General features: G+C 57.3%; 25 protein-coding genes. 11 read left to right on the forward strand and 14 right to left on the reverse strand.

Features of this window, described 5'->3' with window-relative positions; genetic code table 11:
• The first annotated feature begins 769 nt into the window (after positions 1-769).
• The 5 genes from ACYVIS_RS05030 to hydA all read left to right on the forward strand — a co-directional run bounded on the left by ACYVIS_RS05030 (position 770) and on the right by hydA (position 5,990).
• Positions 770-2,077, forward strand: coding sequence for an MFS transporter (locus tag ACYVIS_RS05030; protein WP_460873414.1), 1,308 nt, complete (start codon positions 770-772; stop codon positions 2,075-2,077).
• Positions 2,078-2,165: 88 nt separating this feature from the next.
• Positions 2,166-2,924, forward strand: coding sequence for an aspartate/glutamate racemase family protein (locus ACYVIS_RS05035; RefSeq protein WP_232744373.1), 759 nt, complete (start codon positions 2,166-2,168; stop codon positions 2,922-2,924).
• Positions 2,925-3,089: 165 nt separating this feature from the next.
• Positions 3,090-3,821: a GntR family transcriptional regulator gene (locus tag ACYVIS_RS05040; protein ID WP_232744374.1), complete on the forward strand. Its 732-nt coding sequence runs from the start codon at positions 3,090-3,092 to the stop codon at positions 3,819-3,821.
• A 21-nt stretch (positions 3,822-3,842) separates the two neighbouring features.
• Positions 3,843-4,571 (forward strand): maleate cis-trans isomerase family protein, encoded by a 729-nt coding sequence (locus ACYVIS_RS05045; protein ID WP_232744375.1) that lies wholly within the window; start codon positions 3,843-3,845, stop codon positions 4,569-4,571.
• A 15-nt stretch (positions 4,572-4,586) separates the two neighbouring features.
• A complete protein-coding gene (gene hydA / locus ACYVIS_RS05050) occupies positions 4,587-5,990 on the forward strand; it encodes a dihydropyrimidinase (protein WP_232744376.1) in 1,404 nt (467 codons plus the stop codon).
• Positions 5,991-6,072: 82 nt separating this feature from the next.
• Here the strand turns inward: hydA and ACYVIS_RS05055 are convergent, their stop codons facing one another.
• The 8 genes from ACYVIS_RS05055 to ACYVIS_RS05090 all read right to left on the reverse strand — a co-directional run bounded on the left by ACYVIS_RS05055 (position 6,073) and on the right by ACYVIS_RS05090 (position 13,315).
• Complete coding sequence (locus ACYVIS_RS05055; protein ID WP_232744377.1) at positions 6,073-7,041, reverse strand: 2-hydroxyacid dehydrogenase; 969 nt, start codon at positions 7,039-7,041, stop codon at positions 6,073-6,075.
• Positions 7,038-7,982, reverse strand: coding sequence for a sugar kinase (locus tag ACYVIS_RS05060; RefSeq protein WP_460873415.1), 945 nt, complete (start codon positions 7,980-7,982; stop codon positions 7,038-7,040). The genes ACYVIS_RS05055 and ACYVIS_RS05060 overlap by 4 nt, the downstream gene beginning before the upstream one ends.
• A complete protein-coding gene (locus ACYVIS_RS05065; protein ID WP_460873416.1) occupies positions 7,979-8,755 on the reverse strand; it encodes a sugar phosphate isomerase/epimerase family protein in 777 nt (258 codons plus the stop codon). The genes ACYVIS_RS05060 and ACYVIS_RS05065 overlap by 4 nt, the downstream gene beginning before the upstream one ends.
• Before the next feature lie 264 nt (positions 8,756-9,019).
• Complete coding sequence (locus tag ACYVIS_RS05070; protein WP_305072073.1) at positions 9,020-9,820, reverse strand: amino acid ABC transporter ATP-binding protein; 801 nt, start codon at positions 9,818-9,820, stop codon at positions 9,020-9,022.
• Positions 9,821-9,838: 18 nt separating this feature from the next.
• Positions 9,839-10,645, reverse strand: coding sequence for a transporter substrate-binding domain-containing protein (locus tag ACYVIS_RS05075; protein WP_232744380.1), 807 nt, complete (start codon positions 10,643-10,645; stop codon positions 9,839-9,841).
• 61 nt (positions 10,646-10,706) lie between these two features.
• Complete coding sequence (locus ACYVIS_RS05080; protein WP_460873417.1) at positions 10,707-11,360, reverse strand: amino acid ABC transporter permease; 654 nt, start codon at positions 11,358-11,360, stop codon at positions 10,707-10,709.
• The gene (locus tag ACYVIS_RS05085; protein WP_232744382.1) at positions 11,360-12,031 is read right to left on the reverse strand and encodes an amino acid ABC transporter permease; all 672 of its coding nucleotides are present in this window, start codon (positions 12,029-12,031) and stop codon (positions 11,360-11,362) included. The genes ACYVIS_RS05080 and ACYVIS_RS05085 overlap by 1 nt, the downstream gene beginning before the upstream one ends.
• 255 nt (positions 12,032-12,286) lie before the next feature.
• Positions 12,287-13,315 (reverse strand): LacI family DNA-binding transcriptional regulator, encoded by a 1,029-nt coding sequence (locus tag ACYVIS_RS05090; protein WP_460873418.1) that lies wholly within the window; start codon positions 13,313-13,315, stop codon positions 12,287-12,289.
• A 161-nt stretch (positions 13,316-13,476) separates the two neighbouring features.
• Between ACYVIS_RS05090 and zwf the strand changes: the two genes are divergently transcribed.
• From zwf to ACYVIS_RS05115, 5 genes are all read left to right on the forward strand, one after another.
• The gene (zwf, locus tag ACYVIS_RS05095; protein ID WP_232744384.1) at positions 13,477-14,937 is read left to right on the forward strand and encodes a glucose-6-phosphate dehydrogenase; all 1,461 of its coding nucleotides are present in this window, start codon (positions 13,477-13,479) and stop codon (positions 14,935-14,937) included.
• A complete protein-coding gene (gene pgl, locus ACYVIS_RS05100) occupies positions 14,934-15,614 on the forward strand; it encodes a 6-phosphogluconolactonase (protein WP_232744385.1) in 681 nt (226 codons plus the stop codon). Before zwf ends, pgl begins: the two co-directional genes overlap by 4 nt.
• Positions 15,615-15,653: 39 nt before the next feature.
• Complete coding sequence (gene hexR, locus ACYVIS_RS05105; RefSeq protein ID WP_232744386.1) at positions 15,654-16,487, forward strand: transcriptional regulator HexR; 834 nt, start codon at positions 15,654-15,656, stop codon at positions 16,485-16,487.
• Positions 16,488-16,617: 130 nt separating this feature from the next.
• Positions 16,618-17,667, forward strand: a complete 1,050-nt coding sequence (locus tag ACYVIS_RS05110; RefSeq protein ID WP_232744387.1) for an adenosine deaminase — start codon at positions 16,618-16,620, stop codon at positions 17,665-17,667.
• A gap of 52 nt (positions 17,668-17,719) precedes the next feature.
• Positions 17,720-18,583: an alpha/beta hydrolase gene (locus ACYVIS_RS05115; protein WP_232744388.1), complete on the forward strand. Its 864-nt coding sequence runs from the start codon at positions 17,720-17,722 to the stop codon at positions 18,581-18,583.
• On the opposite strand, the gene ACYVIS_RS05120 is transcribed toward ACYVIS_RS05115, so the two are convergent.
• The 6 genes from ACYVIS_RS05120 to ACYVIS_RS05145 all read right to left on the reverse strand — a co-directional run bounded on the left by ACYVIS_RS05120 (position 18,570) and on the right by ACYVIS_RS05145 (position 22,891).
• Positions 18,570-19,016, reverse strand: a complete 447-nt coding sequence (locus ACYVIS_RS05120) for a hypothetical protein (protein ID WP_232744389.1) — start codon at positions 19,014-19,016, stop codon at positions 18,570-18,572. The genes ACYVIS_RS05115 and ACYVIS_RS05120 overlap by 14 nt on opposite strands.
• A gap of 238 nt (positions 19,017-19,254) precedes the next feature.
• Positions 19,255-19,464, reverse strand: coding sequence for a cold-shock protein (locus tag ACYVIS_RS05125; protein WP_013741470.1), 210 nt, complete (start codon positions 19,462-19,464; stop codon positions 19,255-19,257).
• 239 nt (positions 19,465-19,703) lie between these two features.
• Positions 19,704-20,279, reverse strand: coding sequence for a hypothetical protein (locus ACYVIS_RS05130; protein ID WP_232744390.1), 576 nt, complete (start codon positions 20,277-20,279; stop codon positions 19,704-19,706).
• Positions 20,276-20,896 carry an SCO family protein gene (locus tag ACYVIS_RS05135; protein WP_232744391.1) on the reverse strand — a complete coding sequence of 207 codons (621 nt, stop codon included), beginning with the start codon at positions 20,894-20,896 and terminating at the stop codon, positions 20,276-20,278. Before ACYVIS_RS05135 ends, ACYVIS_RS05130 begins: the two co-directional genes overlap by 4 nt.
• Complete coding sequence (locus ACYVIS_RS05140; protein ID WP_232744392.1) at positions 20,868-22,358, reverse strand: cbb3-type cytochrome c oxidase subunit I; 1,491 nt, start codon at positions 22,356-22,358, stop codon at positions 20,868-20,870. Before ACYVIS_RS05140 ends, ACYVIS_RS05135 begins: the two co-directional genes overlap by 29 nt.
• A complete protein-coding gene (locus ACYVIS_RS05145; RefSeq protein WP_460873419.1) occupies positions 22,355-22,891 on the reverse strand; it encodes a hypothetical protein in 537 nt (178 codons plus the stop codon). Before ACYVIS_RS05145 ends, ACYVIS_RS05140 begins: the two co-directional genes overlap by 4 nt.
• Before the next feature lie 167 nt (positions 22,892-23,058).
• Between ACYVIS_RS05145 and ACYVIS_RS05150 the strand changes: the two genes are divergently transcribed.
• On the forward strand, positions 23,059-23,610 hold the full coding sequence (locus ACYVIS_RS05150) for a DNA-3-methyladenine glycosylase (RefSeq protein WP_255696721.1): 552 nt from the start codon (positions 23,059-23,061) through the stop codon (positions 23,608-23,610).
• Positions 23,611-23,717: the final 107 nt, after the last annotated feature.

Here is a 23,717-nt window from a genome sequence, read left to right on the forward strand (position 1 = left end):
GTCCTGACCCCTAGCCCCGATAGACGGCTCACGTTACGGCCTGCCTAGAACGATTGCCTAGAACGGTGTGCCTGGAAGGATAGACGGCGTGTGGAGACGGCATGCCTGGCATCAATGTGCTTGCACCCACCGTTAATGGGCCTGCACCCATAGAACCATTAACGCGCCCGCACTCATGCCTCTATCGCGTGGCCACTACACCACGCTGCGCCGAACCCTGGATTTACTAAGCGCCCGACGCCTCAACGTAGCCTGTGATTGGCTCAACGCGGCTTCCCCAATGTATACCTCGATGCATTACCTCAACGCAAGCCGCAGGGTGGGCGGTGCTGTGTAGTCCGGCGGTAGTCCAGCGCCGGGTGCTGACGAAGGGAAGGCGGGGGCCTTCGGCGGGCCCTGTTTGAACGGAGCCGCGCCAGCGGCGTAGTGAGTTGGCCCGACGCCCGCCTGGACGAGGCAGACCCGGGTAGTCGGCTAGCGTAGCTAGCCGACCGCTGGACGTGCCGGACTGCACAGCACCGCCCACCCTGCGGCGTCTTTATAGAATTAACCGCCGCCTACACAGCAAACACAGCAACGCACAGCCCAAAGCCCATCAAAAAATTGTCCACAATAAATTATTAATAGTTGACAATCAATATATTTAATGTGGACAATAAAGCCACCCGATAAACAATATCTCGAAAAGAAGCTAAATAATCGGAATGATATTTATCTTCATGAAATCATTTCACCAAGATAAATAAAACATAACTATTGGAGACAATCAATGGAAGCTCGACTCAAAGATAGCGTTGGCTCGATCGCCATCGCACCGACTCGCGTGCGTTGGAAAATATTCTTTTTAATGCTCTTTCTGGTGACCATCAATTACGTCGACCGGGCTTCCATATCGGTCGCCATGCCGTTGATAGGCAAAGAATTCAATATTGGTCCCGCGGTACAAGGCCTGCTGCTGAGCTCCTTTTTCTGGACTTATGCCTTCATGCAAATCCCCGGGGGCATGCTTGCCGACAAATACGGGCCGCGCGGAGTGATTGCCGCCGCAACGTTCTTCTGGGGCTTTTTCCAGGCAGTCGCCGCTGTATCGACCGGCTGGGTGGTCCTGCTTCTGACGCGGCTCGGCCTGGGCGCATCCGAAGCGCCGATCTATCCGGCCGGAGGCAAACTCAATGCCATCTGGATGACACAGAATGAACGCGGGCGCGGCGCTACGCTGCTCGATGGCGGCGCCCCGCTCGGATCCGCCCTGGGCGCCATCCTGATCTCATTCCTGATTGCCATCTTTCAGTCATGGCGCGTGGCTTTTGTCATTGCCGGCGTGGGCACCATGATCGCCGGGGTATGGGCGTGGTACTACATCCGCAACAATCCGCGCCAGCATCCTGGTGTCAATGACAGCGAAGCCCATCACATCGAAGCCAGCCACATGCAAGAACAAGCTTCGGAACCGCAAGTCGTCAGTGGCCGCATGCTGGACTTTTTAAAATATCGCTCAGTATGGGGCATGTTTTTCGGCTGGATGTTTTTCAACACGCTGTTCTACGGCCTGCTGACCTGGATACCCAGCTATCTGTCCGAAGTGCGGGGCCTGAACATCAAGCAAATGGGCGGCGCCGTGTTCATTATGTTCTTCGCCGGATTCATCGGCGAACTGGTTGGCGGATGGCTCGCGGACAAATGGAGGGCCGCCGGCGCCTCCCAGGCCAAAGTGATGCGCACGCTGTGCGGCATCGCGTCTATTCTTGCCACGATCTCGATCTTCAGCGTTTCCCAGATCTCCGACCCTGTCGCCGTGGTTGTCATGCTTTCAGCCACCCTGTTTTTCCTGCGCTGGTGCGGCCTGTACTGGTGTATTCCGGCGATTCTTGGTACACGCAATACCGTAGGTTTTCTGGGCGGCGCGATGAACCTGGGAGGCAATATAGCGGGCGTGGGCGTTCCAATTCTGGTGGGCCTGATTGTACAGACGACCGGCTCATTTTTCCTGGCATTCATGGTATTTGCAGCGGCGGGCGCAGGGTTGTTCATTTGCTCCACCATGCTCATCGACTACAGCAAGAAACTGCCTGTCTGAAATCGGCCATGGCCACGCTGTACCGGCAAACAGGTATCGCAAGCCCCGGAACTCCCGGAGTTCGCGATACCGTACAAAGGATAATCCAATGCGCATCCTGCTGATCAACCCCAATACCTCCGAAAGCGTTTCAAATCTGATTGAAGCCGAGGCCCGCCGGGCCGCTTCGGCCTCGACTCACATCGACGTCGTAACGGCGCCATTCGGCGTGGCGTACATCGAAACGCGCTTCGAGTCATTGATAGGCGCGTATGCAGCCGCCAACCTGGCTGCCGAGCACGCAGGCGACTATGACGCGCTCGTGATCGCCGCCTTTGGAGATCCGGGTTTATGGGGTATCCGAGAAGCGGTCGACATCCCTGTAATGGGGCTTACGGAAGCCGCACTCATGAGCGCCTGCATGCTGGGCAATCGCTTTTCGATCATCGCCATTTCGCACCGGATCACGGCCTGGTACCGGGAATGCGTCCAAGCCAATGGACTGGCCGGCAGGCTGGCCAGCATACGTTGTCTGCAACAGCCCTTGCGGGATATAGGCACGGTGCAGGCTGATCATGAGGCTCGGTTGCGCGAGCTGTGCCTGCAAGCGATCGAGGAAGACGGAGCCGACGTACTGGTGCTGGCCGGCGCTCCTTTGGCAGGTCTCGCGCGCACCATACGAAATGATATTCCCGTGCCCTTGGTAGAAGGAGTATCCAGTGCGGTACGGCACGCCGAAACACTGATTTCCCTGGCGCCCGGGCTAGCCAATAGGGGTAGTTTTGCACCTCCTCCGCATAAACCCAACCAAGGACTGTCGGCAGCCATGCAAGCATTGCTCGCACACGGCCACCCTCCCGCCGCATAGCCTTGCTTGACAAGGTGTGCAGCAATCGGAGATACACGGCCGTCTGTATATAATCAATCTATCCAGGAAAAATTGTTCACAATCCAGCGCAATGATGTTTACGCAAAATTCCGGACCCTGGACACTCGCCAAGCAACTTGTTTTGAATTATTCAGGAGATGCGGATTGGACAATTCTGCCGCCACAGCAGTGTTTAGTGACTCCAACTCGCCCAAAGAACACGAGATGGAAAACGATGAAATCTATCGGCGCATCCAGATTGCCATTCTTGAGCGCCGGCTCGCCCCCGGCACCAAATTGGCGGAAGAGCGCCTGACCGACGTCACCGGGGCAAGTCGAGCCAGGATACGTCAGGTATTGAGCCGCCTGGCGCACGAAAAGGTGGTTACGCTCATTCCGAATCGCGGCGCATTTATATCCCGCCCGACGGTGCAGGAAGCGCGAGAGCTGTTCACGACCCGGCGCCTGATCGAACCTGGCATGGTCGCCCTGCTTGCACAGCAAAACACCGCGGCCCAGGTGCGCGCGCTGCGCCGGCACGTCGCGCAAGAACAGGAAGCCAGAGACGCCAACGACTTGCGCCGCATCATCAGATTATCCGGAGAGTTCCACATTCATATTGCGGACATGGTCGCAAACAGCATCTTGCCGCGCATAATGCGCGAATTGACCGCCCTGACCTGCCTCATCATCACGCTCTACGACAAACCCAACACTCCGGCTTGCGCGCACCACGAGCATCGCAGCCTGGTTGACCTGATCGAAGCCCACGACAGCGCCGGCGCCCAGCAATGCATGCTGGATCATCTTCTGCACATCGAACAAACCCTGGACCTCGACAGCACCGAACCGGCTCCGCCCGACTTCGACGCCATATTCAAGCGCAATGACATATAGCCTTTTCATCACGAGACAACAATGACCAAACGTATTTTGCTGGGAATGCTGACACCGTCGTCGAATACGGCACTGGAGCCCATCACCAGCGCCATGGTATCGGGCCTGCCCGGGGTATCCGCACACTTCGCGCGCTTTACAGTTACTGAAATTTCCCTGCGCAACCAGGCGCTGGGGCAATTCGACGACAGCAAAATAATGGAAGCCGCCAAGCTGCTGGCCGATGCGAAGGTGGACGTCATCGCATGGAATGGCACATCTTCAGGCTGGCTGGGCTTCGATGCCGACCAACGCCTTTGCCAGCGAATTACCGAAATCACCGGCATTCCGGCCACCACGTCCGTACTGGCCTTGAATGAAATCTTCAAGAAGACTGGCGTGCAGGAATTCGGCCTGGCCACTCCCTATCTTACCGAGGTCCAGGAAAAGATTGTGGAAAACTACCAACGCTCGGGCCTGAACTGCATCGCGGAGCGCCATCTGAACCTGCACGTCAACTTCTCGTTTTCAGAAGTCACCAGCGAACAAATCCGGGCCATGGTCACCCAGATTGCGGCCTCACATCCTCAAGCCATAACTACCTTTTGCACGAATTTGAAAGCCGCCCATTTAGTGCCCGAGCTTGAAGCTCTTGTCGATATTCCCATCTACGACACAATCGCCACCGTCGTATGGAAATCGTTGCGCATCGCGGGATTCGATACGCGCCAGGTAACTGGCTGGGGCCGTCTATTCAGCGACGTCGCATAAAGATAGAAATCAGCCATGAGCACAGACTTTGACTTAATAATCCGCAACGCGGACGTCGCAACGGCCTCGGACCGCTTCCAATGCGACATCGGCATCGTACAGGGCAAGATTACAGCGCTTGGCCTGAACCTGGGCACAGCAGCGGAAACCATCGACGCATCGGGCCTGCTGGTGCTGCCGGGCGGCATAGACGCACATTGCCATTTGGACCAGCCCATGCCGCACGGCTTGCGCATGGCCGACGATTTTTCTTCAGGTACTCGTTCAGCGGCCTGCGGAGGGACAACCACAGTCATTCCTTTTGCGGCCCAAATCAAAGGAAGCTCACTGCAGGCGGCGGTCGACGACTATCACGAGCGGGCTGCAGGCAAGGCGGCTATCGATTACGCATTCCATCTCATCGTCTCCGACCCAACGCCCGAAGTCCTTCAGCACGAGCTGCCCCGCCTGATCGAGGGGGGCTACACTTCATTCAAAATCTACATGACCTACGACGATCTCAAGCTGAGCGATCATGAGATCCTAAAAGTGCTTGATGTCGCCCGTACCCATGACGCCCTGGTCATGATCCACGCCGAAAATTCCGACTGCATCACATGGCTGACCGAGCGCCTGACCGGCCAGGGCCACACTGCCCCGAAGTTCCATGCCAGTTCGCGACCCATGGCGGTTGAGCGCGAAGCCACTCACAGGGCCATCACGTTTTCCGAACTGGCAGGAGTGCCGATTCTTATTGTGCATGTATCGGGCCGCGAAGCCATCGAACAAATACGCTGGGCGCATGGGCGCGGACTGCGCATCCATGCCGAAACCTGTCCGCAATATCTGTTTCTCACTGAACAAGATCTGGATGCTGACGGCTATCAGGGGGCAAAATGCGTTTGCAGCCCCCCGCCCCGCGACAAACAAAACCAGGATGCCGTCTGGAGCGGATTGACTCACAACGTTTTTTCAATATTTTCATCAGACCATGCCGCCTTCCGCTACGATGATTCGCACGGTAAAAAGCCGGGCGGCGAGGAGCAGCCTTTTCAATATATTCCCAATGGGATCCCCGGCCTTGAGACGCGCTTGCCCTTGCTGTTTTCCGGCGGAGTGGCGGCGGGCCGTATCGACATCCATCAATTCGTCGCTCTCACCGCAACCAATCCGGCAAAAATGTATGGACTATATCCACGCAAGGGTTCCATCATGGTCGGCGCCGATGCCGATATCGTCCTTTGGGACACCAAGCGTCGCGTGACCATCGATAACGCAATGTTGCATCATAATGTCGACTACACGCCGTATCAGGGCATGGAAGTTCAAGGCTGGCCCGTCCTCACGCTTTCGCGCGGCAGAGTAGTCAGCCGGGACTCTTCCCTAGTCGGCGATATGTACGGCGGCGAGTTCTTGCCTTGCGGCAAGCCCATGATCTGAAAGTATCGGCGCAATCCTTGCCTGGCATGGTGCGCCGCTACGACGATGAACGTTCAGGGCAATCGAAAGCCGCCGGACAGGTTTATAGAAAAGCCGCCAGCGGCTCCTTGCCGTCCAGGGCCAGCAACAGATTGCTGGTGGCCATCTCGGCCATGGCATAACGGGTTTCGTGCGTAGCCGAACCGATATGCGGCAAGGCCAGCACTTTTGGATGCGTGCGCAAAGGCGAATCGAAAGGCAGGGGCTCGGTGTCGAAAACATCCAGGCCGGCCGCACGCAAAGAGCCTGTGTCAAGCGCCTCCAGAAGCGCCCGCTCCTGGACTATCGGACCGCGCGCGCCGTTGATCAGGATGGCTCCTGGCTTCATGGCGGAGAATTCGCCAGGGCCTATCATTCCCCGCGTCTGTTCGTTCAAGGGCAGCACTACCACGACAAAATCGGAGGCTTCAAGCAATTCGGAAAGCGCGGCGGCTCGTACGCGCCCCGCCGGCAAAGACGAAAAAACGGGCGTCCGGGTGTGATAGAGCACCCGCATATTGAACCCCAGCGCGGCCCGCTGCGCCAATGCCTGGCCAATCCGGCCAAAACCCAGAATGCCCAGGGTCTTGCCATGCACATCCCAGCCAAACAGATCCGGCCCGATATTCTTTTTCCAATCTCCACGCCGCACGTACTGCGCCAGTTCGGCAATACGCCGGCTGGTACCCAGCACCAGCGCAAACAGCATATCAGCCGTGGTTTCGGTCAAGACATTCGGCGTATGGCACAGGCGAATACCGCGTGCGCGCAGCTCTGGCAAAGGATAATTGTCCACGCCCACCGAAATGCTTGAAATGACTTCCAGCACTGGCGCCGATGCCAGCAAATCCGCGCCAATACGATAGCTGGAGCCGATCAGTCCCTGAGCCGAAGGCAGAGCATGGCGAAAGGCTTCGACCTGTTCCTGCTGTCGCGGGTTGGCAACGACAACGTCGTGATGCCGCTGGATCCTGGCCAGCTGATCGGCGGGCAACTCCCGGAATACCAGCACCCGCTTGCGTGGCAGGCTCATAGGGTCGCCTGCTCCAGTTCGGCTCGCGAAGGCAAACCTTCGGTGTCCCCCAGCACCTGCACGGCGCGCGCGCCGATCCAGGCGCCGCGCCTGACCGCGCTTTGCATATCGCGGCCTTCCAGCAAGGCGCTGATCACGCCTACCGCAAAGCCGTCGCCCGCTCCCACTGTGTCGACCACCTTCTCAACCGGAAAGCCCGGCACAAAACCCTGGCCATCCGGACCGTCGAAATAGGCGCCGTCGGGGCCGAGCTTCACCACCACCCGTTCCACGCCGTGGGTTCGATAAAAATGCGCCACGGCTTGCGGCGTATCGCAGCCCGTCAGCAGGCGTCCTTCTTCGATTCCAGGCAATACCCAGTGCGCGCCGAACGCCAGCTCATTGATGGATGCACGCATGTGTTCGGTGGAAGACCACAATGTAGGACGAAGATTGGGATCGAAAGATATCGTGCGGCCTGCGGCGCGCATAAGCGCCATGGTCTTGCGGCTGACTTCGAAACAATTGCCCGACACCGCGGGGAAAACACCGGTCGAATGCAAATGACGAGCCCCGCACAGCCAAGCCTCGTCGATATCTTCTGGCTGCATCTGGCTTGCGGCCGAACCTTTGCGATGGTATTCGACCGGAGGGTCGCTGCCATCGGAAACCCGGCCTTTGAATTGCAAAGCGGTCCGCTGTTGCGGATCGCACACCACGTGTGAGCAATCGATGCCCTCACGCTGCATTTCCGCCAGCAGATAGCGCCCCATTGTGTCGGCTCCCAATCGGCTCGCCCAGCCGACCCTGAGCCCCAAACGCGCCAGGCCGATGGCCACATTGGTTTCCGCTCCCGCCGTGCGCTTGTAAAAAGCCTGCGCATTTTCGATGGGGCCAGGCTGATCGGCGATCAGCATCATCATGGCTTCGCCAAACGTTACGATGTCCAGTGGCTGGTTCATTGCCAATCTCCTTCCAGCTTGCGCAAATTCTGTATGGCCATGCGTGTTTCGCCCAGCAGGTCGTCGCCGAACAAGGGGTACTCGATCGCCCGCGGCACGTTTACCGGCAGGGCATTGAAAACAGCGCGCCACGGCGCCACAGAGTCCGCCAGTGCCACGGCCACCCAGCGGCCAGGTTGCCGCTGCACACCCTTGCAATGCACATACTGCACCCGTGCAGCGAACAGCTCCGCGGCCTGCAACGGGCTTTCACCCAGCCAATGCCAATTGCCCATGTCGAAAGTCATGTCCAAGGCAAGGCCGGCACGATCCGCCGCGTCGAAAAAGCGCCGCAAGGCCGATACGCTGCCAGCCGATACCGTCTGATCGTTTTCAATCAATAGCTTGACCGCGCCTTGCCCCAGGCGATCGCCCAGCTCGCTCAGCGATGCCTGAGACCCCGTGTTGAAACCGCCAATGGACATTTTCAGCACAGGGGCCTTCAGGATGGCGGCGGCGGCCAGGCCCTGTTCGAGAGCTGGGCGATTCAATACCCCCGCTTCATCCCACAGGCCGTCGGGGCTCGAGTACACGCAGCCAAGCCCCGTGTCATGCAAAATGCCGGCCAGTTCATGCAGTTCCCGTTCGGGATCGACCAGCAATTCGCCCCGCACCTCGGCCCCATCGGCACCCGCCGAATGACACAGTTTGATAAACCATGCTTGTCCGTGGCGCCGTACTTCGGCCGCGCCGAACGACGATAAGGAAATAATGACGTGTGTGGAAAAGCTCATCGTAAAACAGACTCCGCTCGAGACCTGAGCTCCAAGGAACGCTCGCGAAAAAGCCGCGAGAAATTTTTGTAAAAACCGCGTGATGGCCGTGCGTGAAAACGGCGCTACCCAGGATCGAAACCAGCAAGGCGGCGTCCGGCGAGCCGAAGACGCAGTGGCCCAACAAAATCAATGCATATTCATGTCATGGCGATTCTGCCGATTCGGCACAAGGTCATCCGTAGGAAAGGCCCTTGTGATCCCTCGTCGATCCACCAATAAATATCAATGCTGGGAACTCAGTATCTGCCCCAGGAAACTGCGCGTTTTTTCGTGTTGTGGATTACCGAAAAATTCGGCGGGCGGAGCCTGCTCGATAATTTTCCCATCGGCCATGAAAATGACCCGATCCGCAACGCTGCGCGCAAACCCCATTTCATGCGTCACGCACAACATGGTCATACCATCCTCGGCCAGGCCTATCATGGTGTCGAGCACTTCCTTGACCATTTCCGGATCCAGGGCCGAAGTCGGCTCGTCGAACAGCATGATCTTGGGAGTCATGCACAAGGCACGCGCAATCGCCACCCTCTGCTGCTGTCCACCCGACAACTGGCTGGGATATTTTTTGGCCTGATCGGCAATGCGAACCCGCGTCAGGTATTTCATGGCCGTGGCCTCGGCCGCCTGCTTGTCAGCGTTGCGGGAACGCATAGGGGCCAGCATGCAGTTCTGCAACACTGTCATGTGCGGAAAAAGATTGAACTGCTGGAATACCATCCCGACTTCCTGCCGCACCGCGTCGACGTTGCGCGCATTGGCGGTCAGATCGATACCGTCGACCACGACACGGCCTTTCTGCACCTTTTCGAGACCGTTGATGCAACGGATCATGGTTGATTTTCCCGAACCCGAAGGCCCGCAAATCACAATGCGCTCTCCTGTCTTGACCGTCAAATCGACATCGGTCAAAACCTGGAAGCTGCCATACCATTTGTTGACTGCCTCGACTTCGATAATCGTCCCGCCTTGACCGGCGGGACGATTCGAACCGTCGACAGCAACAGAAGCCTGTCTATCAGTCATAGTGAAACCGCCGTTGAATTACGAAGCTTTCAATGGAGGCAAGTCAACACCCAGCCATTTCTTGTACAGTTTGCTCAACTCGCCGTTGGCGATGTTCTTCTCGACAAAAGCATTGACCGCTTTCAAGGTATTGGGCTCGCCCGGGCGCATCGCAACAGCCATTTCCTGCTGCAACAGCACGAACTTGTTTTCATACCGGTTCGGTACGCGTTTGGCAATTTGCGCGGCCACCGTGGTGGAGCAGCCAATGGCGTCGACCTGCCCCGACAGCAGAGCCTGCATGGCCGATGCGTCGTCGTCGAAACGGCGAATATTCGCGGATTTCGGGGCCACCTTGGTCACCGCGATATCTTGGGTACTGGCACGCGCAACGCCTATGCGCAAACCCGCCAGGTCATCGGCCGTTTTGATTTTGGCATCTTTACCGCCAAATACCACGATCTGGGCCGCGGAATACGGTTTGGAGAACTGTACTTGCTTGGCGCGCTCAGGAGTAATGGCCAGCGAGGCAACCAGCAGATCCACTTTGTTGGTCAAGAGAAACGGAATCCGGTTCGGGCCGGTCACCGGCACGATTTTCAGTTTGACGCCCAAATCCTTGGCCAGCAGTCTGGCCACATCGGCATCGTAGCCGTCGGGCTTGTTTTCGGTGTTCATGATGCCATAGGGCGGAAAATCGACCAGCATGCCAATCGTCAGCTCACCCTTCTGCTTGACCTGATCGATGGTTTCCGCACTGGCCGCCGTCGCGCCCAGAGCCAGCACGCCCAAGCCCGCCAGCACTGTCGCACCAATGAGTGTGCGAATTTCTTTGCCTAAAAACATATCTCGTCTCCAAGAATTAAAAACTTAAACGCCAGTTAAACAACAATCGGACCCTGGCGGCCTAACGCGTCAATGCCGCGGCAAGCCGTCGCTCCATATACGCGGCCAGCAAGGACAAAGGCCAGCACAACAAGAAATAAATAACCGCCACAACCGAGAAGACCAGCATGGGTTCGAAGGTCGCGTTATTGATGATCTGCCCCGCCCTGGTCAATTCGGTAAAACCGATAATGGCCGCCAGCGACGTGCCTTTGACGATTTGCACCAGGTAACCCACGGTCGGCGGAATCGCAATTTTCATGGCTTGCGGCAGCACGACATCGCGCATTTTCCAGCGATAGGACAGCCCCAGGGCCTCGGCCGCTTCCCACTGGCCGCGGGGTATCGCATCGATACAGCCACGCCAGATCTCGCCCAGAAAAGCCCCGCTATTGAGGGTCAGGGCGATACCGGCCGCCAGCCACGGATTGACTTCCAGGCCGAGCACCGGGAATCCGAAAAAGATGAGGAACAATTGCAGCAGCAAGGGAGTGCCGCGGAACAACTGGATAAATCCGATGGCAAGGCCCCGTATCGCCGCGTACTCCGAGGTTCTCGACAAGGCAATGATCAGGCCGACAATGCCGCCGCCCACGAAAGCCATGAGCGACAGCCCGATCGTCCATCTGGCCGCCTCGAGAATAAACAGGAACTCCGAATAACCAAAAGTACGCATTATCGACGGTCCGGATAGTTGAGGCCCCACTGGAAGACCAGGCGAAACGCATATGAAAATATCATGGTCAGCACAAGATAGATCGCTGTGATGACGATATAGATTTCAAAGCTGCGAAAAGTCTCCGACTGCAAATTGGCGGCAACCGAAGTCAGATCATCGGCGGAAATCACCGACACCACACTGGAGGCCAGCATCAGCAAAATGAACTGGCTGGTGAGCGCGGGATAGATGGCGCGCAATGCGGGCTTGAGCACCACAAACCGGAAAATCTCGTAGCGCGATAAATTCAGCGCCAGCCCCGCTTCGATCTGCCCCTTGGGAATGGATTCGATCCCGGCCCGGACGATTTCAGTTGCGTAGGCCCCCAGATTGACGACCATGGCCACCAGGGCCGCCGTATGCGCCGACCACCGTACCCCGGTTGCGGGCAAGGCAAAATAGAAGAAAAACAACTGCACCAGAAAAGGCGTGTTGCGTATCAATTCAATGTACGCATTGATCAGCCAGCGCAGCAGCTTCGGGCCGGATGTCTTGCCCCATGCGCACAGTATGGCCACGAGCAGCCCGAACAGCATGGCCAAAAAGGACAGCTGGATTGTCATCCAGGTGCCCCTGAGCAGCAGTGGCCATGCCTCGAAGACAGGGCCAAATTGAAAGGAATAATTCACTTTTTTAGTACCCAAGGTATGGCTTCGACGACAAATGCTCGCGCACCTCGCGAATATACCCACACAAAACCAGTTATGGCCAGAAGAATCAGAAACCTTGCTCGAGCCACGAATGAGCCGACTATGAAAGAGGCGGCAATTTAGTTATGAAACCGGTTTCAGACGTTTGTGAAAGTTTAATAAAAGCAGGAAAAAAATCGAATCAGTATTTACCCTAATATGACAGGGGTAAAAATAGTCGGGTACCACAAGCCGTCAGCGGCGCGTGATGCTCGACGAGCCCCGGATATGCAGCGCTCCGGGCAAGAGTATTTTTCGCGGCTCCTCGTCCCGCCCCTTAAGGCGCTCGATCAGGCATTCGGCAGCCATGCGTCCCAGATCGTCGGTAGGTTGCGACACCGTGCTGATCCCCGGGCCCACATAAGGCGCCCATTCGGTTTCATCGATGCCAATCAGGCCCACGTCGGAGCCCAGCTTCCAGCCCAAACGAGCCACAGCGGCAATCAAACGCAGGGTAACGACGGCATTGCTGGAAATCAGCGCCGGCCGCCGGTCATGCGCGCGCGCACGCAAGGCCAATAATGCGGCATCCAGATCTGCGCCGTCGCCGGCGCTTTCAACGCATTGGCCCGACACCTCCGGGCCGCCATCCCGAATAAACGACTGGAATGCCATCGAGCGTTCGATGCGCGAGCTTACTTTCCCCAAGGGTTCGGTCACAAGCAACAGCTCGCCATAGCCCGCGTCCTGCAAATGTTGCGCGCTCACACGTATGGCCTGATCGTTGTCCAGAGAAACAAAATCGACATCCAGGCCGGCATGCAGGCGATCGACCAATACCACCGGCTTACCCTGTCGGGCAGTTTCAACGACCGCCCCCGCGTCATGCCCCATCGTGTTCAGGATGAAGCCTTCGACCTGATACGAAGACAAGGCCTGGATTCCCGCGCTCTCGCGCTCGCTTTCATTACCCAGATTGAACAGCATGACCAGGTAGCCCGCGGCCCGGCAGGCTTTTTCGGCACCGCGCAACACAGCCACCGAATAGGGATTGGTGATATCGGCAACCACCAGCCCGATCAGACGGGAGCGGCCGCGCTTGAGTGCCTGCGCCATTGGGCTGGGCGAGTAGCCCAGCTGGTTTATCGCCGCTTCAACCCTTTTGGCAATGTCCAGCGACAGCAAGGCATCGCGATGATTCAGGAATCGCGACACGGTAGCCTTGGATACTCCCGCCTGGCGGGCGACATCGGCGATCGTCGCACGGACTGCGCTTTTAATCATGATGGTGGGAAAAGGGAATGGCCAAAAAAGTGTCTTTGCGTGCTGTCTGGGCCGTATTGTAGCCAGCCCCGCGGCAAACCCGGCTTTACATCTGATAATACATGTAGCCTAATTACATCTTCACTTCAAGTATCTTGAAACTGCATGACAGGAAAATAAGCATGGCCAGCACGCCCGCCTTCGACATGATATTTTTTGGTGGCACCGGCGACCTCACCTTGCGCAAGCTGTTGCCTGCGCTCTATAGCGCCCACAAAGCAGGGGCTTTGCATCACGATGGCCGGATTTTCGCATTGGGCCGCCAAGCCCTGGAACAGGACGGCTATCTGGCCCTGCTGAATGAGCGCGTCAAACCCAGGCTTGGAGCCGAATTCGACAGCGGGATCTGGGCCAGCTTCATCAAGCGTATCCACTTCCTCATGCTTGAAGCCGACAAAGCCGGCGATTACGTCAATCTGGCAGAAGCGCTGGGCCGGGCCGGCGAGCGCACAACAGTGTGCTACCTGGCCACCGCCCCTCACCTGTTTACCAATATATGCCGACAATTGGCCGCAGCCGGACTCAACCACCCCGGCGTGCGCGTCGTGCTCGAAAAGCCCCTGGGCCATGACCTGGAATCCTCCAATGCCATCAATGCCGCCGTGGGCCAGTGCTTCACCGAAAACCAGATTTACCGCATCGACCATTATCTGGGCAAGGAATCGGTACAGAACCTGATGGCCATCCGGTTTGGCAACGCCTTGTTCGAGCCACTGTGGCGCCGCGAATGGATAGACAATGTACAGATAACCATCGCCGAGGAACTGGGAGTCGAAGAGCGCGGCGAGTTCTACGATCGTACAGGCGCCCTGCGCGACATGCTGCAAAGCCACTTGCTGCAATTGCTGTGCATCGTCGCCATGGAGCCTCCCGCAAGCCTGGCCGAAGACGCCGTTCGCGACGAGAAACTCAAGGTGCTGAAGGCGCTGAAACCCTTCACGCCCGAAGACATCCTCGCCAAAACGGTCCGTGGGCAATACCGCAGCGGGGCCATCAACGGCATGCCGGTTGTCGCCTACCGCGATGAACATAAAGTCGACCCGCATAGCAATACCGAAACCTTCGTGGCCCTTCAGGCTGAAATCGCCAATTGGCGCTGGGCCGGCGTGCCATTTTTTTTACGCACAGGCAAGCGCATGCAGGAACGCATCGCGGAAATCGTCATCAATTTCCGCGATGTGCCGCATGCGGTCTTTCCCATGCCTGTAGATCTGCACTCGGCCAATCGCCTGGTCATACATCTGCAGCCCAAAGAAAGCATACGCCTGTACTTTCTCGCCAAAGAACCCGGCGACGCCATGAACTTGCAGTCCACTTATCTGAACCTGGACTTTCATACCATGTTCAAGGCGCGCTGGGCCGATGCTTACGAACGGCTGCTGCTCGATGTGATACGCGGCCGCCTGGCCCTGTTCATGCGCCGCGACGAACAGGCCCAGGCATGGACCTGGGTCGAGCCCATCATCGATTCCTGGGAGCACAGCACTATCGCGCCCAAAACCTATACCGCCGGCAGTTGGGGGCCGCCCGCTTCGAGCGGCCTGCTCTCGCGAGCCGGGGTCGTCTGGCACGAAGAAACATGATGAGCTGGCACGCCTACGAGCAGGACGAACCCTGCATCGCCGCCTTGACACACGCCGTGGCCGGCACTTTGCAACAGTCCATCGACCTCTGCGGCACAGCAAGGCTTGCGGTGTCGGGAGGACGTTCGCCCATCCCCTTCTTCGCCAGGCTCAGCCACGCCGATCTGGATTGGCCGAAAATAACGATCACCCTGGTCGATGAACGCTTCGTGACACCCGGCGACCCGGACAGCAACGAGAACCTGGTACGCAGCCATCTACTCGTCAACCGCGCCCGACAGGCCCGATTCCAGGGTCTGCTTAGCGATCCGGGCAATATCGAAAGCTGCCTGGAGCAGGCTAATCGCCAGACAGAAACCATCACCCTCGCCGTCCTGGGCATGGGCGAAAACGGCCATACCGCGTCGCTGTTTCCGCTGGCCCCGGAATTGACGCAGGCCCTGGATCCCGGACAGACACGAAATTATGTGCGCATTACCCCCACAGACGCGCCGCATACACGCATCAGCATGACCCTGGCGGCCTTGCTGCGCGCGCAGAGCCGCATCCTGTTCATATCCGGGCCGCTCAAGCGGCAAGTCATGGAACGGGCGGCGCAGCGCGCCACGCCTGCGCTGCCCATCAGCTTTTTATTGACAAGCCCCGACGCGCCCATCGATGTCTACTGGCACCCCTGAAAAGCCCCGGCAAAATCATATGTCAGATCACGCAAACCCATGCTAGCGCAAATCGAACAGCAACTTGCCGGCTTAAGCGAAGCAGAACGAAAAGTGGCGCAACTCGTTCTTGCGCAGCCAAACGATATCGTCAAGTCATCGGTCGGAGAAGTCGCCAGGCTCGCCCGGGTCAGCCAGCCGACAGTCATCCGGTTTTGCCGATCCATGGGTTGCGGCGGATGGCCTGATTTCAAAATCAGGCTGGCCGCCAGCCTGATGGTCGGAGTGCCGTATGTACATTCGTCCGTCCGCGCCGAAGATCCCACATCAATGCTGGCGGCCAAGGTATTCGACAATGCCGTATCGGCGTTGCTGCGGGCGCGCAATGAGATCAACACCGATTCCGTCGATGCCGCCATCACCTTGCTGCTGGCCGCGCGCCGCATCGAATTCTATGGATTGGGGAACTCCGGCATTGTCGCGGCCGATGCCCAGCACAAGTTCTTCCGCTACGACGTCGCCACCGTGGCCTATGCCGATACCCATACTCAATTAATGGCCGCCTCGCTGCTGGGGCCCAGCGATGTTTTAGTCGCCATATCCCATTCAGGGCGCACCAAGGAACTGCTCGAGGCAGTACGCCTGGCCAGGAAAAACGGCTGCCCGGTCATTGCCATCACGGCCTCGCATTCACCGCTCGCGGAACTTGCCTCGGTACTGCTGCGCGCCGATACCCTGGAAGACACCGAAGTCTATAGCCCCATGATTTCCCGGCTGGTGCACTTGACGCTTGTCGACCTGCTTGCCCTGGGCCTGGCCTTGCGGCGCGGCACCGATATCAGCCTGCTGCTGGAAAAAACCAAAGAAAGCCTGAGGAGCCGCAGGCAGGTCTAAACCCGGCGCATCCATCCGGCCAAGGGAAAGCCTGACGGCACATGCGGCCAAGACCACCAGGCAGGCCGACTCCGTGAGCAAGCGCGGTTTTCCTATAATGCCTCTTTCGACCCCAAATCATCGCCCAGACATGCCCCCACCAGCATCCCGCCACGCCATCGACCTGAACGCCTTTATCCAAGGCCTGCCCAAGGCCGAGCTGCATCTTCATATCGAAGGCACGCTGGAACCCGAGTTGATCTTCAAACTGGCAAAGCGCAATCAGATTGCCCTGCCCTACGACTCGGTCGAAACGCTGCGCGCCGCCTATGCCTTTACCGACCTGCAGTCTTTTCTGGATCTGTATTACGCGGGCGCCGGCGTACTCATATCCGAGCAGGACTTCTACGACATGACGATGGCGTATCTGCAGCGTGCCCACACTGACGGCGTCGTGCATGCGGAGCTCATGTTCGATCCGCAAACCCATACGGCGCGCGGCATCCCGATCGAAACAGTATTTTCCGGCATTGCCCGGGCCTTGCGGGAAATGCGTGCAAGCACCGGCATGAGCAGCTATCTGCTGCTGAGTTTCCTGCGTCACTTATCCGAGCAGGAAGCCTTCGAAACGCTGGCCGCCGCGCTACCCGTGCGCGAACAATACGGCGATTTATGGATAGGCATAGGGCTGGACTCGTCCGAACGCGGCAACCCTCCTGAAAAATTCGCCCGCGTCTTTGCCCATTGCAAGGAACTGGGTTTCCGCCTGGTCGCTCATGCCGGCGAAGAAGGCCCCGCGGCGTATGTACGCGATGCCCTTGATTTGCTGCACGTTGAACGCATCGACCACGGCGTGCGCAGCGAAGAGGATCCAGTACTCATGCAGCGCCTTATTGAACAGCAAGTCCCCCTGACGGTTTGTCCTTTATCGAACCTGAAACTGCGCGTTGTGGACAGACTGGCCCGGCATAATCTGGCCCGCCTGCTTCGGCGCGGCGCAATGGTTACCCTCAACTCGGACGACCCGGCCTATTTTGGGGGCTATGTGGCCGGCAACTATCTGGCAAGCGCCCTGGCGCTGGGACTCAGCCGGCAGGAACTGGGCACCCTGGCCGAAAATAGCCTGCGCGCTTCTTTTTTGCCCACCGACCGCAAACAGGATCTGCTCGATACGCTGTACGCCTACTTGAATCAAAGCTGAAGTCTGCCTCACCTTACGGTAAACTGAATAAATTGCCTTACCGGAGACACTCATGCATTTTCGCGGATCCAAAACCTGCCTGGCGTTCGCTCTGGCAGCAATCGTTGCCGGCGCCCAGGCCGGGGAAATCGTCAGCGACAAACTCGACTCCCGGATCCTGGGTCGCAGCCTGCCTTTTACCGTGTATTTACCCGACGGCTATTACGATTCCTTCGATAAATTCCCGGTAATCTACCTTTTACATGGATCCGGTGGAGACGAGCACGTCTGGACCAACTACGCCGGCGCCCGCGAAACCCTGGATGGCCTGATTCGGCGCGGCGAAATAGAGCCGGTCATCGCTGTCATGCCAGCTGGCGAGTCCTCCTGGTGGGTCGACGGCAGTGCCGCAAAGATCCAGACCGCGCTCGCGACTGAATTGATTCCTTATGTGGAGAAACAGTACGAGGCAAAAAGCGATCGCCATCATCGAGCCATCGCCGGCATTTCCATGGGCGGTTTTGGCGCGCTGAACCTGAGCCTGCGTCATCCGGAACTGGTATGCGCGGCTGGACTGCTCAGCCCGGCCGTCCAGGCCAGCCCTCCGGAAAAATCCAGTGCCCGCAGCGGTAGTGGCCAGTTTGAAGAAAACGGCAAATTCAGTCCGTCACTCTGGGCGGCGCAAAGCTACCCCGCATTACTGGCCGGCTACGAGGCAAAAAAACAAATTGTTCCCATGTTTATCAGCAGTGGCGACCATGACAGTGATGTCACCCCTGTCGTGACCGCCAGCCTGTACGAAGCGCTCTATGCCATTCAGCCCAAGCAGGTGGAATTGCGCATCGTGGATGGCGCTCACGAATGGATGACCTTTCGCGACGCCTTGCCCAAAGCGCTGAAATACATAGACCGGCAATGTGGTTTCAGGAAGCCTTGACGCCTGCGTACTTGCCCGTGCCGGTAAAGTTCTGGTCCTGCATTTCTGTCACGCAACGGGAATTGCCGAAAAATACGACTTTTCCGTTTTTGGCGACAATTACGGCCGCATCGGTGGCCGAATATACGGCAGGGTATTCGTAACAGGTATAACCATACGTGTTGCCCGATTTTTCTTTTGGCTGTTCGCCCATCGAATCAAGAATAGGCGCCACAATTTGCCCTACTTCTATGGAATTCAGGATCGACTGCAATTTCTGCTGGCGCGCATCCTCGCCCAAAGCCGTTTTTTTATCGTTCGACGATCCCAGAACGCCACCCAGTGAATTCTTCGCCGCGCTATAGCCGGCCTCGGCCGCCTGGCCGGCCAGCATGGGCGCGCACCCCGTCAATGCACCCGCACTGAGCACCATCGCTATCAGCAGTTTTTGCACAAATTTTCCCTTGATTTCGAATACGCGGCTTGCGCGACGCAACCTTATTTCGTACGAATATCGATCGGGCGGTTCATTCTTCCATCCGAAAAGCCAGTTTGATTAGACCCGCATTACGGCGCATAGCCAAGCACCGAATATTTACAGCATGGTAAATATTGTATCGGCAAACGGAAAGGCCAAATGCAAAAAGCCCACCTTATTCAGGCGGGCTTTTAAACCGCAACTAAGTTATGTATTAGATAACTTGGATCGATTTGGCTTGAGGGCCTTTTTGGCCTTCGGCCGCTACGTAGGAAACACGCTGGTTTTCTTCGAGCGATTTAAAGCCGGTGCCGATGATGTCGGTGTGGTGAGCGAACAAATCTTTGCCGCCCGATTCAGGCTTGATAAAACCAAAGCCTTTTTCGTTGTTGAACCATTTAACAATACCAGTTTCTGTTTGCATTTTTTTGCAATCCCTAAAAATGACGAGCACTATGCTCTATAAAAAGACTGTCAAGGAGTAGAGATCAGAGCAAAAAAGTACTTTTTTTGGTACTGAATTGTACAAACATCAACGAACTTGAAAATCTAGCAAGGTATAGTAGCACTAAAACAAACCACAGGTCAAGACAAGCATTAGAAGAAACAAATGAAATGTCCGGTTTTGCATGCATAGAATGTGCTTTTATTGCCACATGTCCATTATACGGAACCAAAGCGACCCCAGATAAGCTTGATCGCAATGCCAAGCAATAGCGCGCCGCCGATCCACAGCATGTACTGGCCAAGCCGCTGCTGGTCGTCGAGCAGGTAGTTATTGCACAAACGCCCGGGCCAGATAAGATAGAGCCAACCCAGCCGAAAGAAAGAGGCTGTCAACTCAAGCAGAAACACTCCCCTGACAATGAAACCCATGCGCGGCCAACTGAGTGCCAAGGGCAAGCCTATCAGAAGCGGCACCGACAGATACTTTGCTGCGGCGATGAAAGGCTCGGTTACCGAGGCATCCAGCGCCAGCGGCAACATCCAGAAGGCGCTGATCACGCTTGCGAGCAGCAGCCCGGCGATACCCTGGTAATTGCAGCTGGCGACAATGCTCAGGGCGCGCGCAGGCAGCGCTTGCCGCAGTAGAAGTCCCACACCGATAAGCAATGGGATCTGCAGCAGCATTTGTCCGGTCATGCTGGATTCGAGGATATGCCGCAGCGGCGGTGCCAGCAATACGAGATAGGTCAATGCCGCGATACGGATTGGATGGTGCGGCGAGCGGATAATCATTGCCCCAGGCGCTGCAGCACGGTTCTCCCCGCGAGATTCGGGGCATCTTCGTCGAAAATCTCTACCAGCCTGCCGCCGGGATCGACAAGATGAATAGCGGCATTGTGCGTATAGCCGCCGCTGGACGGATCGGCAATGACGGTAATGCCGAAGGCTCGCTCCAGGTTCCCAAGCCCTTGGGGCTCGACGGGCCGGGCAGCGATCCAGCCCAGCCCCCGGTCACGCGAGCGCTGCATATAAGCCTTGAGTTGCGCAGGAGTGTCATGGATGGGATCGAAACTGATGCTGAGCAGTTGCACTTTGCCTTGCGCCAACGGTTTGGAGAGGAGGTCCTGGAGTTGCGCAAATTCGCTTCCAAGCGCAACGCAGTAGGTGGGGCATCGGGTATAAATGAAATCGACCAGCAGCCATTTGCCACGCAAATCCGCCAGGCTGATGCGTGAGCCCGATTGGAGTTGCAGCTCGACTGGCGGAATCTGGACAGGATGCCGACGCACCGCAAGCCGACGCGCGGTTTCGGTGGTGAATGCCTGAAACTGATCGGTGACTACGCCGAATGCGGCGCCGCCGGCCAGTAACAGGACCAGGCTAGCCAGTAGCGTGCGCAGAATCGCCATTGCCAGGTGACCTCAATAGCCCGACCACAATATGCAGGGCGAACACCAGCATCGCGACAATCAGTAGAATGGCGCCTATCGATCCGAACTGATCATATAACAGCCACTGAGGCAGATGCACGGCATAGCGTCGAGGAGTGCTGATATGGCCCGCTGCGAGGAAGGAAAAGACGAATATCAGGCCGCCCAGGATATACAGCGGGAAGCTCAGTTTGTCGCTGGAACGGGAAGGCGCGTTCTGGCCGATGACGTGGAACATCAGCGCGAGCACCATAGGCAGGACGCCCAGCAGCAGGTAAAAATGAAAATGGCCGGGCACCCACTGAGTGTTGTGCATTAATTTATTGACGCTGATGGTGCCGTCGATAATAGCCGGAACAATGCCCGCGGCCCAGCCGAACATCGACAGGACCAGAAGCCTGGACGGCATATTCCAGCGCATTCCCGAACGATAAATGTTCGCCAGCGCACCGAACACTGTCACGGTAAATACCGGCAATCCCGCACAATAGGAAATGATCTGCCCCATCACCAGCATCCAATGCGGCATGACGTAATCCATCATGAGGTGATGTGGATAGACGATCAGCACCATCACCAAGCTTGCCGCCCAGGACCATAGAAATGGCCTTGATATAGGGTAAGGACGTCCGCTGTAGCGAGGCAGCAATTCGTAGACTGCGATCACGCCCATGTAGATGCTGGCGTTGATGAACATGTGGCCGAACAAATAGGTTAGATTCTTGACCAGCAATGCATTTAGCGCGACCGAGGGAAAATAGATATTGATGAGGCACATGACCAGCACTATGGCGCCGGCGAGGATGCCGATGGAATTGGTAATGGCAACCATGGTGCTGGCCACCACAGTCTTGGGATGCGACTTGTCGATGTCTCCGCTGAATAGCCACTGCAAGCCCAGTGCGCGCCCAAGATTGGAATACATGCGAATGATGGCTCTCATGACATCCAGATAAAACAGCAGGAAGCCCACCCCGATCAGCAGGTAACCAAGCATGAACAACGCGGCCGCATTGCCGCTCCATAGTCCCATCGGATGTTGGGGAAGCGGATACAGGAACGTCCACGCGCCCGCGTATCCACCGATAAAGACGGCCGCCAGCAACGCCACCGCGCCGAGCATGAACAGCACGTAGTTTGCCAGGAATATCGACAGACTGAGCTTCACATATTTGCGCAGGAAAAACCACATTACCGCGCTTGTTGCAAGGCCGATCGTGCCGACCATGCCGGCTCCGTGCGCGGTCATTATCTGGTAGAAGACGTTGGGCAGGACACCGGCCCAATTGCTCTGGGCCATGCGCATGGTCAATCCCAGCAGCATCATCAGCACAAACACCAGCAGCGCCGAGATGGTATACAGGTTAAAGACGATACGTTCGTTGCGCGTCAGGGCTTCATTGGCCGGGTGCAGTGCGCCGGCGGATTGCGATGCATTCATGGCTGGCCTCCCTTGACGACTTCGAATTCCGTCACCATGCCGTGGTGCGCAACGCCGCAATACTCAAGGCACATTACCCGATACTTGCCGGGCTGGGTGAAGGTATAGTGCAGGCGATTGGTGAAACCGGGCATGGCCTGGGTCTGCGTGACGATCAGGTCGTTCGGGCCGTAGATCGCGAAACCGTGGTTGACGTCCAGGCTGGTTACATTGAATTGCACGGGAACCCCGGCCTTGATCTGGTTTTGGCTGAGCGTCCACGACCACTGCCGCCCTACTACATCAACGATTTGCCCTGCGGGCGATGAGGCATTTTGATCGGCGATAGGGAACGGTTTCAGCGTGGCATAGGCCACACCGACCCCCAGCAGAACCAGGGCAAGGAACCACCATCGTCGAATGGTATGGGCAGTTTTCTGCACTTGCGCAGAATCGGCAGGCTTGCCTGCCTGAACGATGATCCAGATAAATACCAACGAGACCAGGCCAATGCCCGTCAGCGTCAACAGCCAGATTTGGTTTTGCAAAATCATGGCGGCTTCCTTCACTTAACACGCGTTAAGAAACAGGAACTAGCGACACATCTTCCTGGCAATCTACTCCCGAACACCTTACCCGTCAATAGCATTGAAAACCGGTATGATTAAGGCCGCAAGAACAAGGCTGCAACACCCTGCCGCCCATGCGCCCCTTACATCCCATGCAAAAATTATCCAGGAACTTTTACAATCGCGACACTTGCCTGGTCGCCAGAGAACTTTTGGGCAAACTGCTCGTGCGCCATGTCCAGGGCGAAGAACGCATAGCCAGAATCGTCGAAGTCGAGGCCTATCTCGGCCCCCACGACCTGGCGGCGCATACCTCGAAAGGCATTACGCCACGCACCCGAGTCATGTATGGACCGCCGGGGCACGTCTATGTATACCTTGTGTATGGCATGCACCACTGCATGAATGTCGTCACGGAAGCCGACGGCACTGGAGCGGCCGTACTGCTTCGGGCACTGGAACCAATACAGAACGTAACTGGCAAAACGAGCGGGCCCGGCCTGTTATGCAAAGCCATGGGTGTCACGCTTCAGGACTACGGGCACGACCTGTGCAGCAAAGATTTTTATATTGCGTCACCCACGCCTGGCAAACCCATGGCCATCGTGGAACGCCCGCGCATTGGCGTGGATTATGCCGGCGAGTGGGCCAGCAAGCCCTTGCGCTTCTATATAGAGGGCAATAAGTTCATTTCAAAAAAATAAACAGGCCGCAGTGGTGCCTTGAGCCATTCTGTGCCTAAAATAAGAAAATGAACCGCCCGCCGTCTGGCGTCGGCGCGTTCAAGAGGCATTGTGCCACGGAGGCATGA

This window comes from Paralcaligenes ginsengisoli (assembly GCF_054781135.1).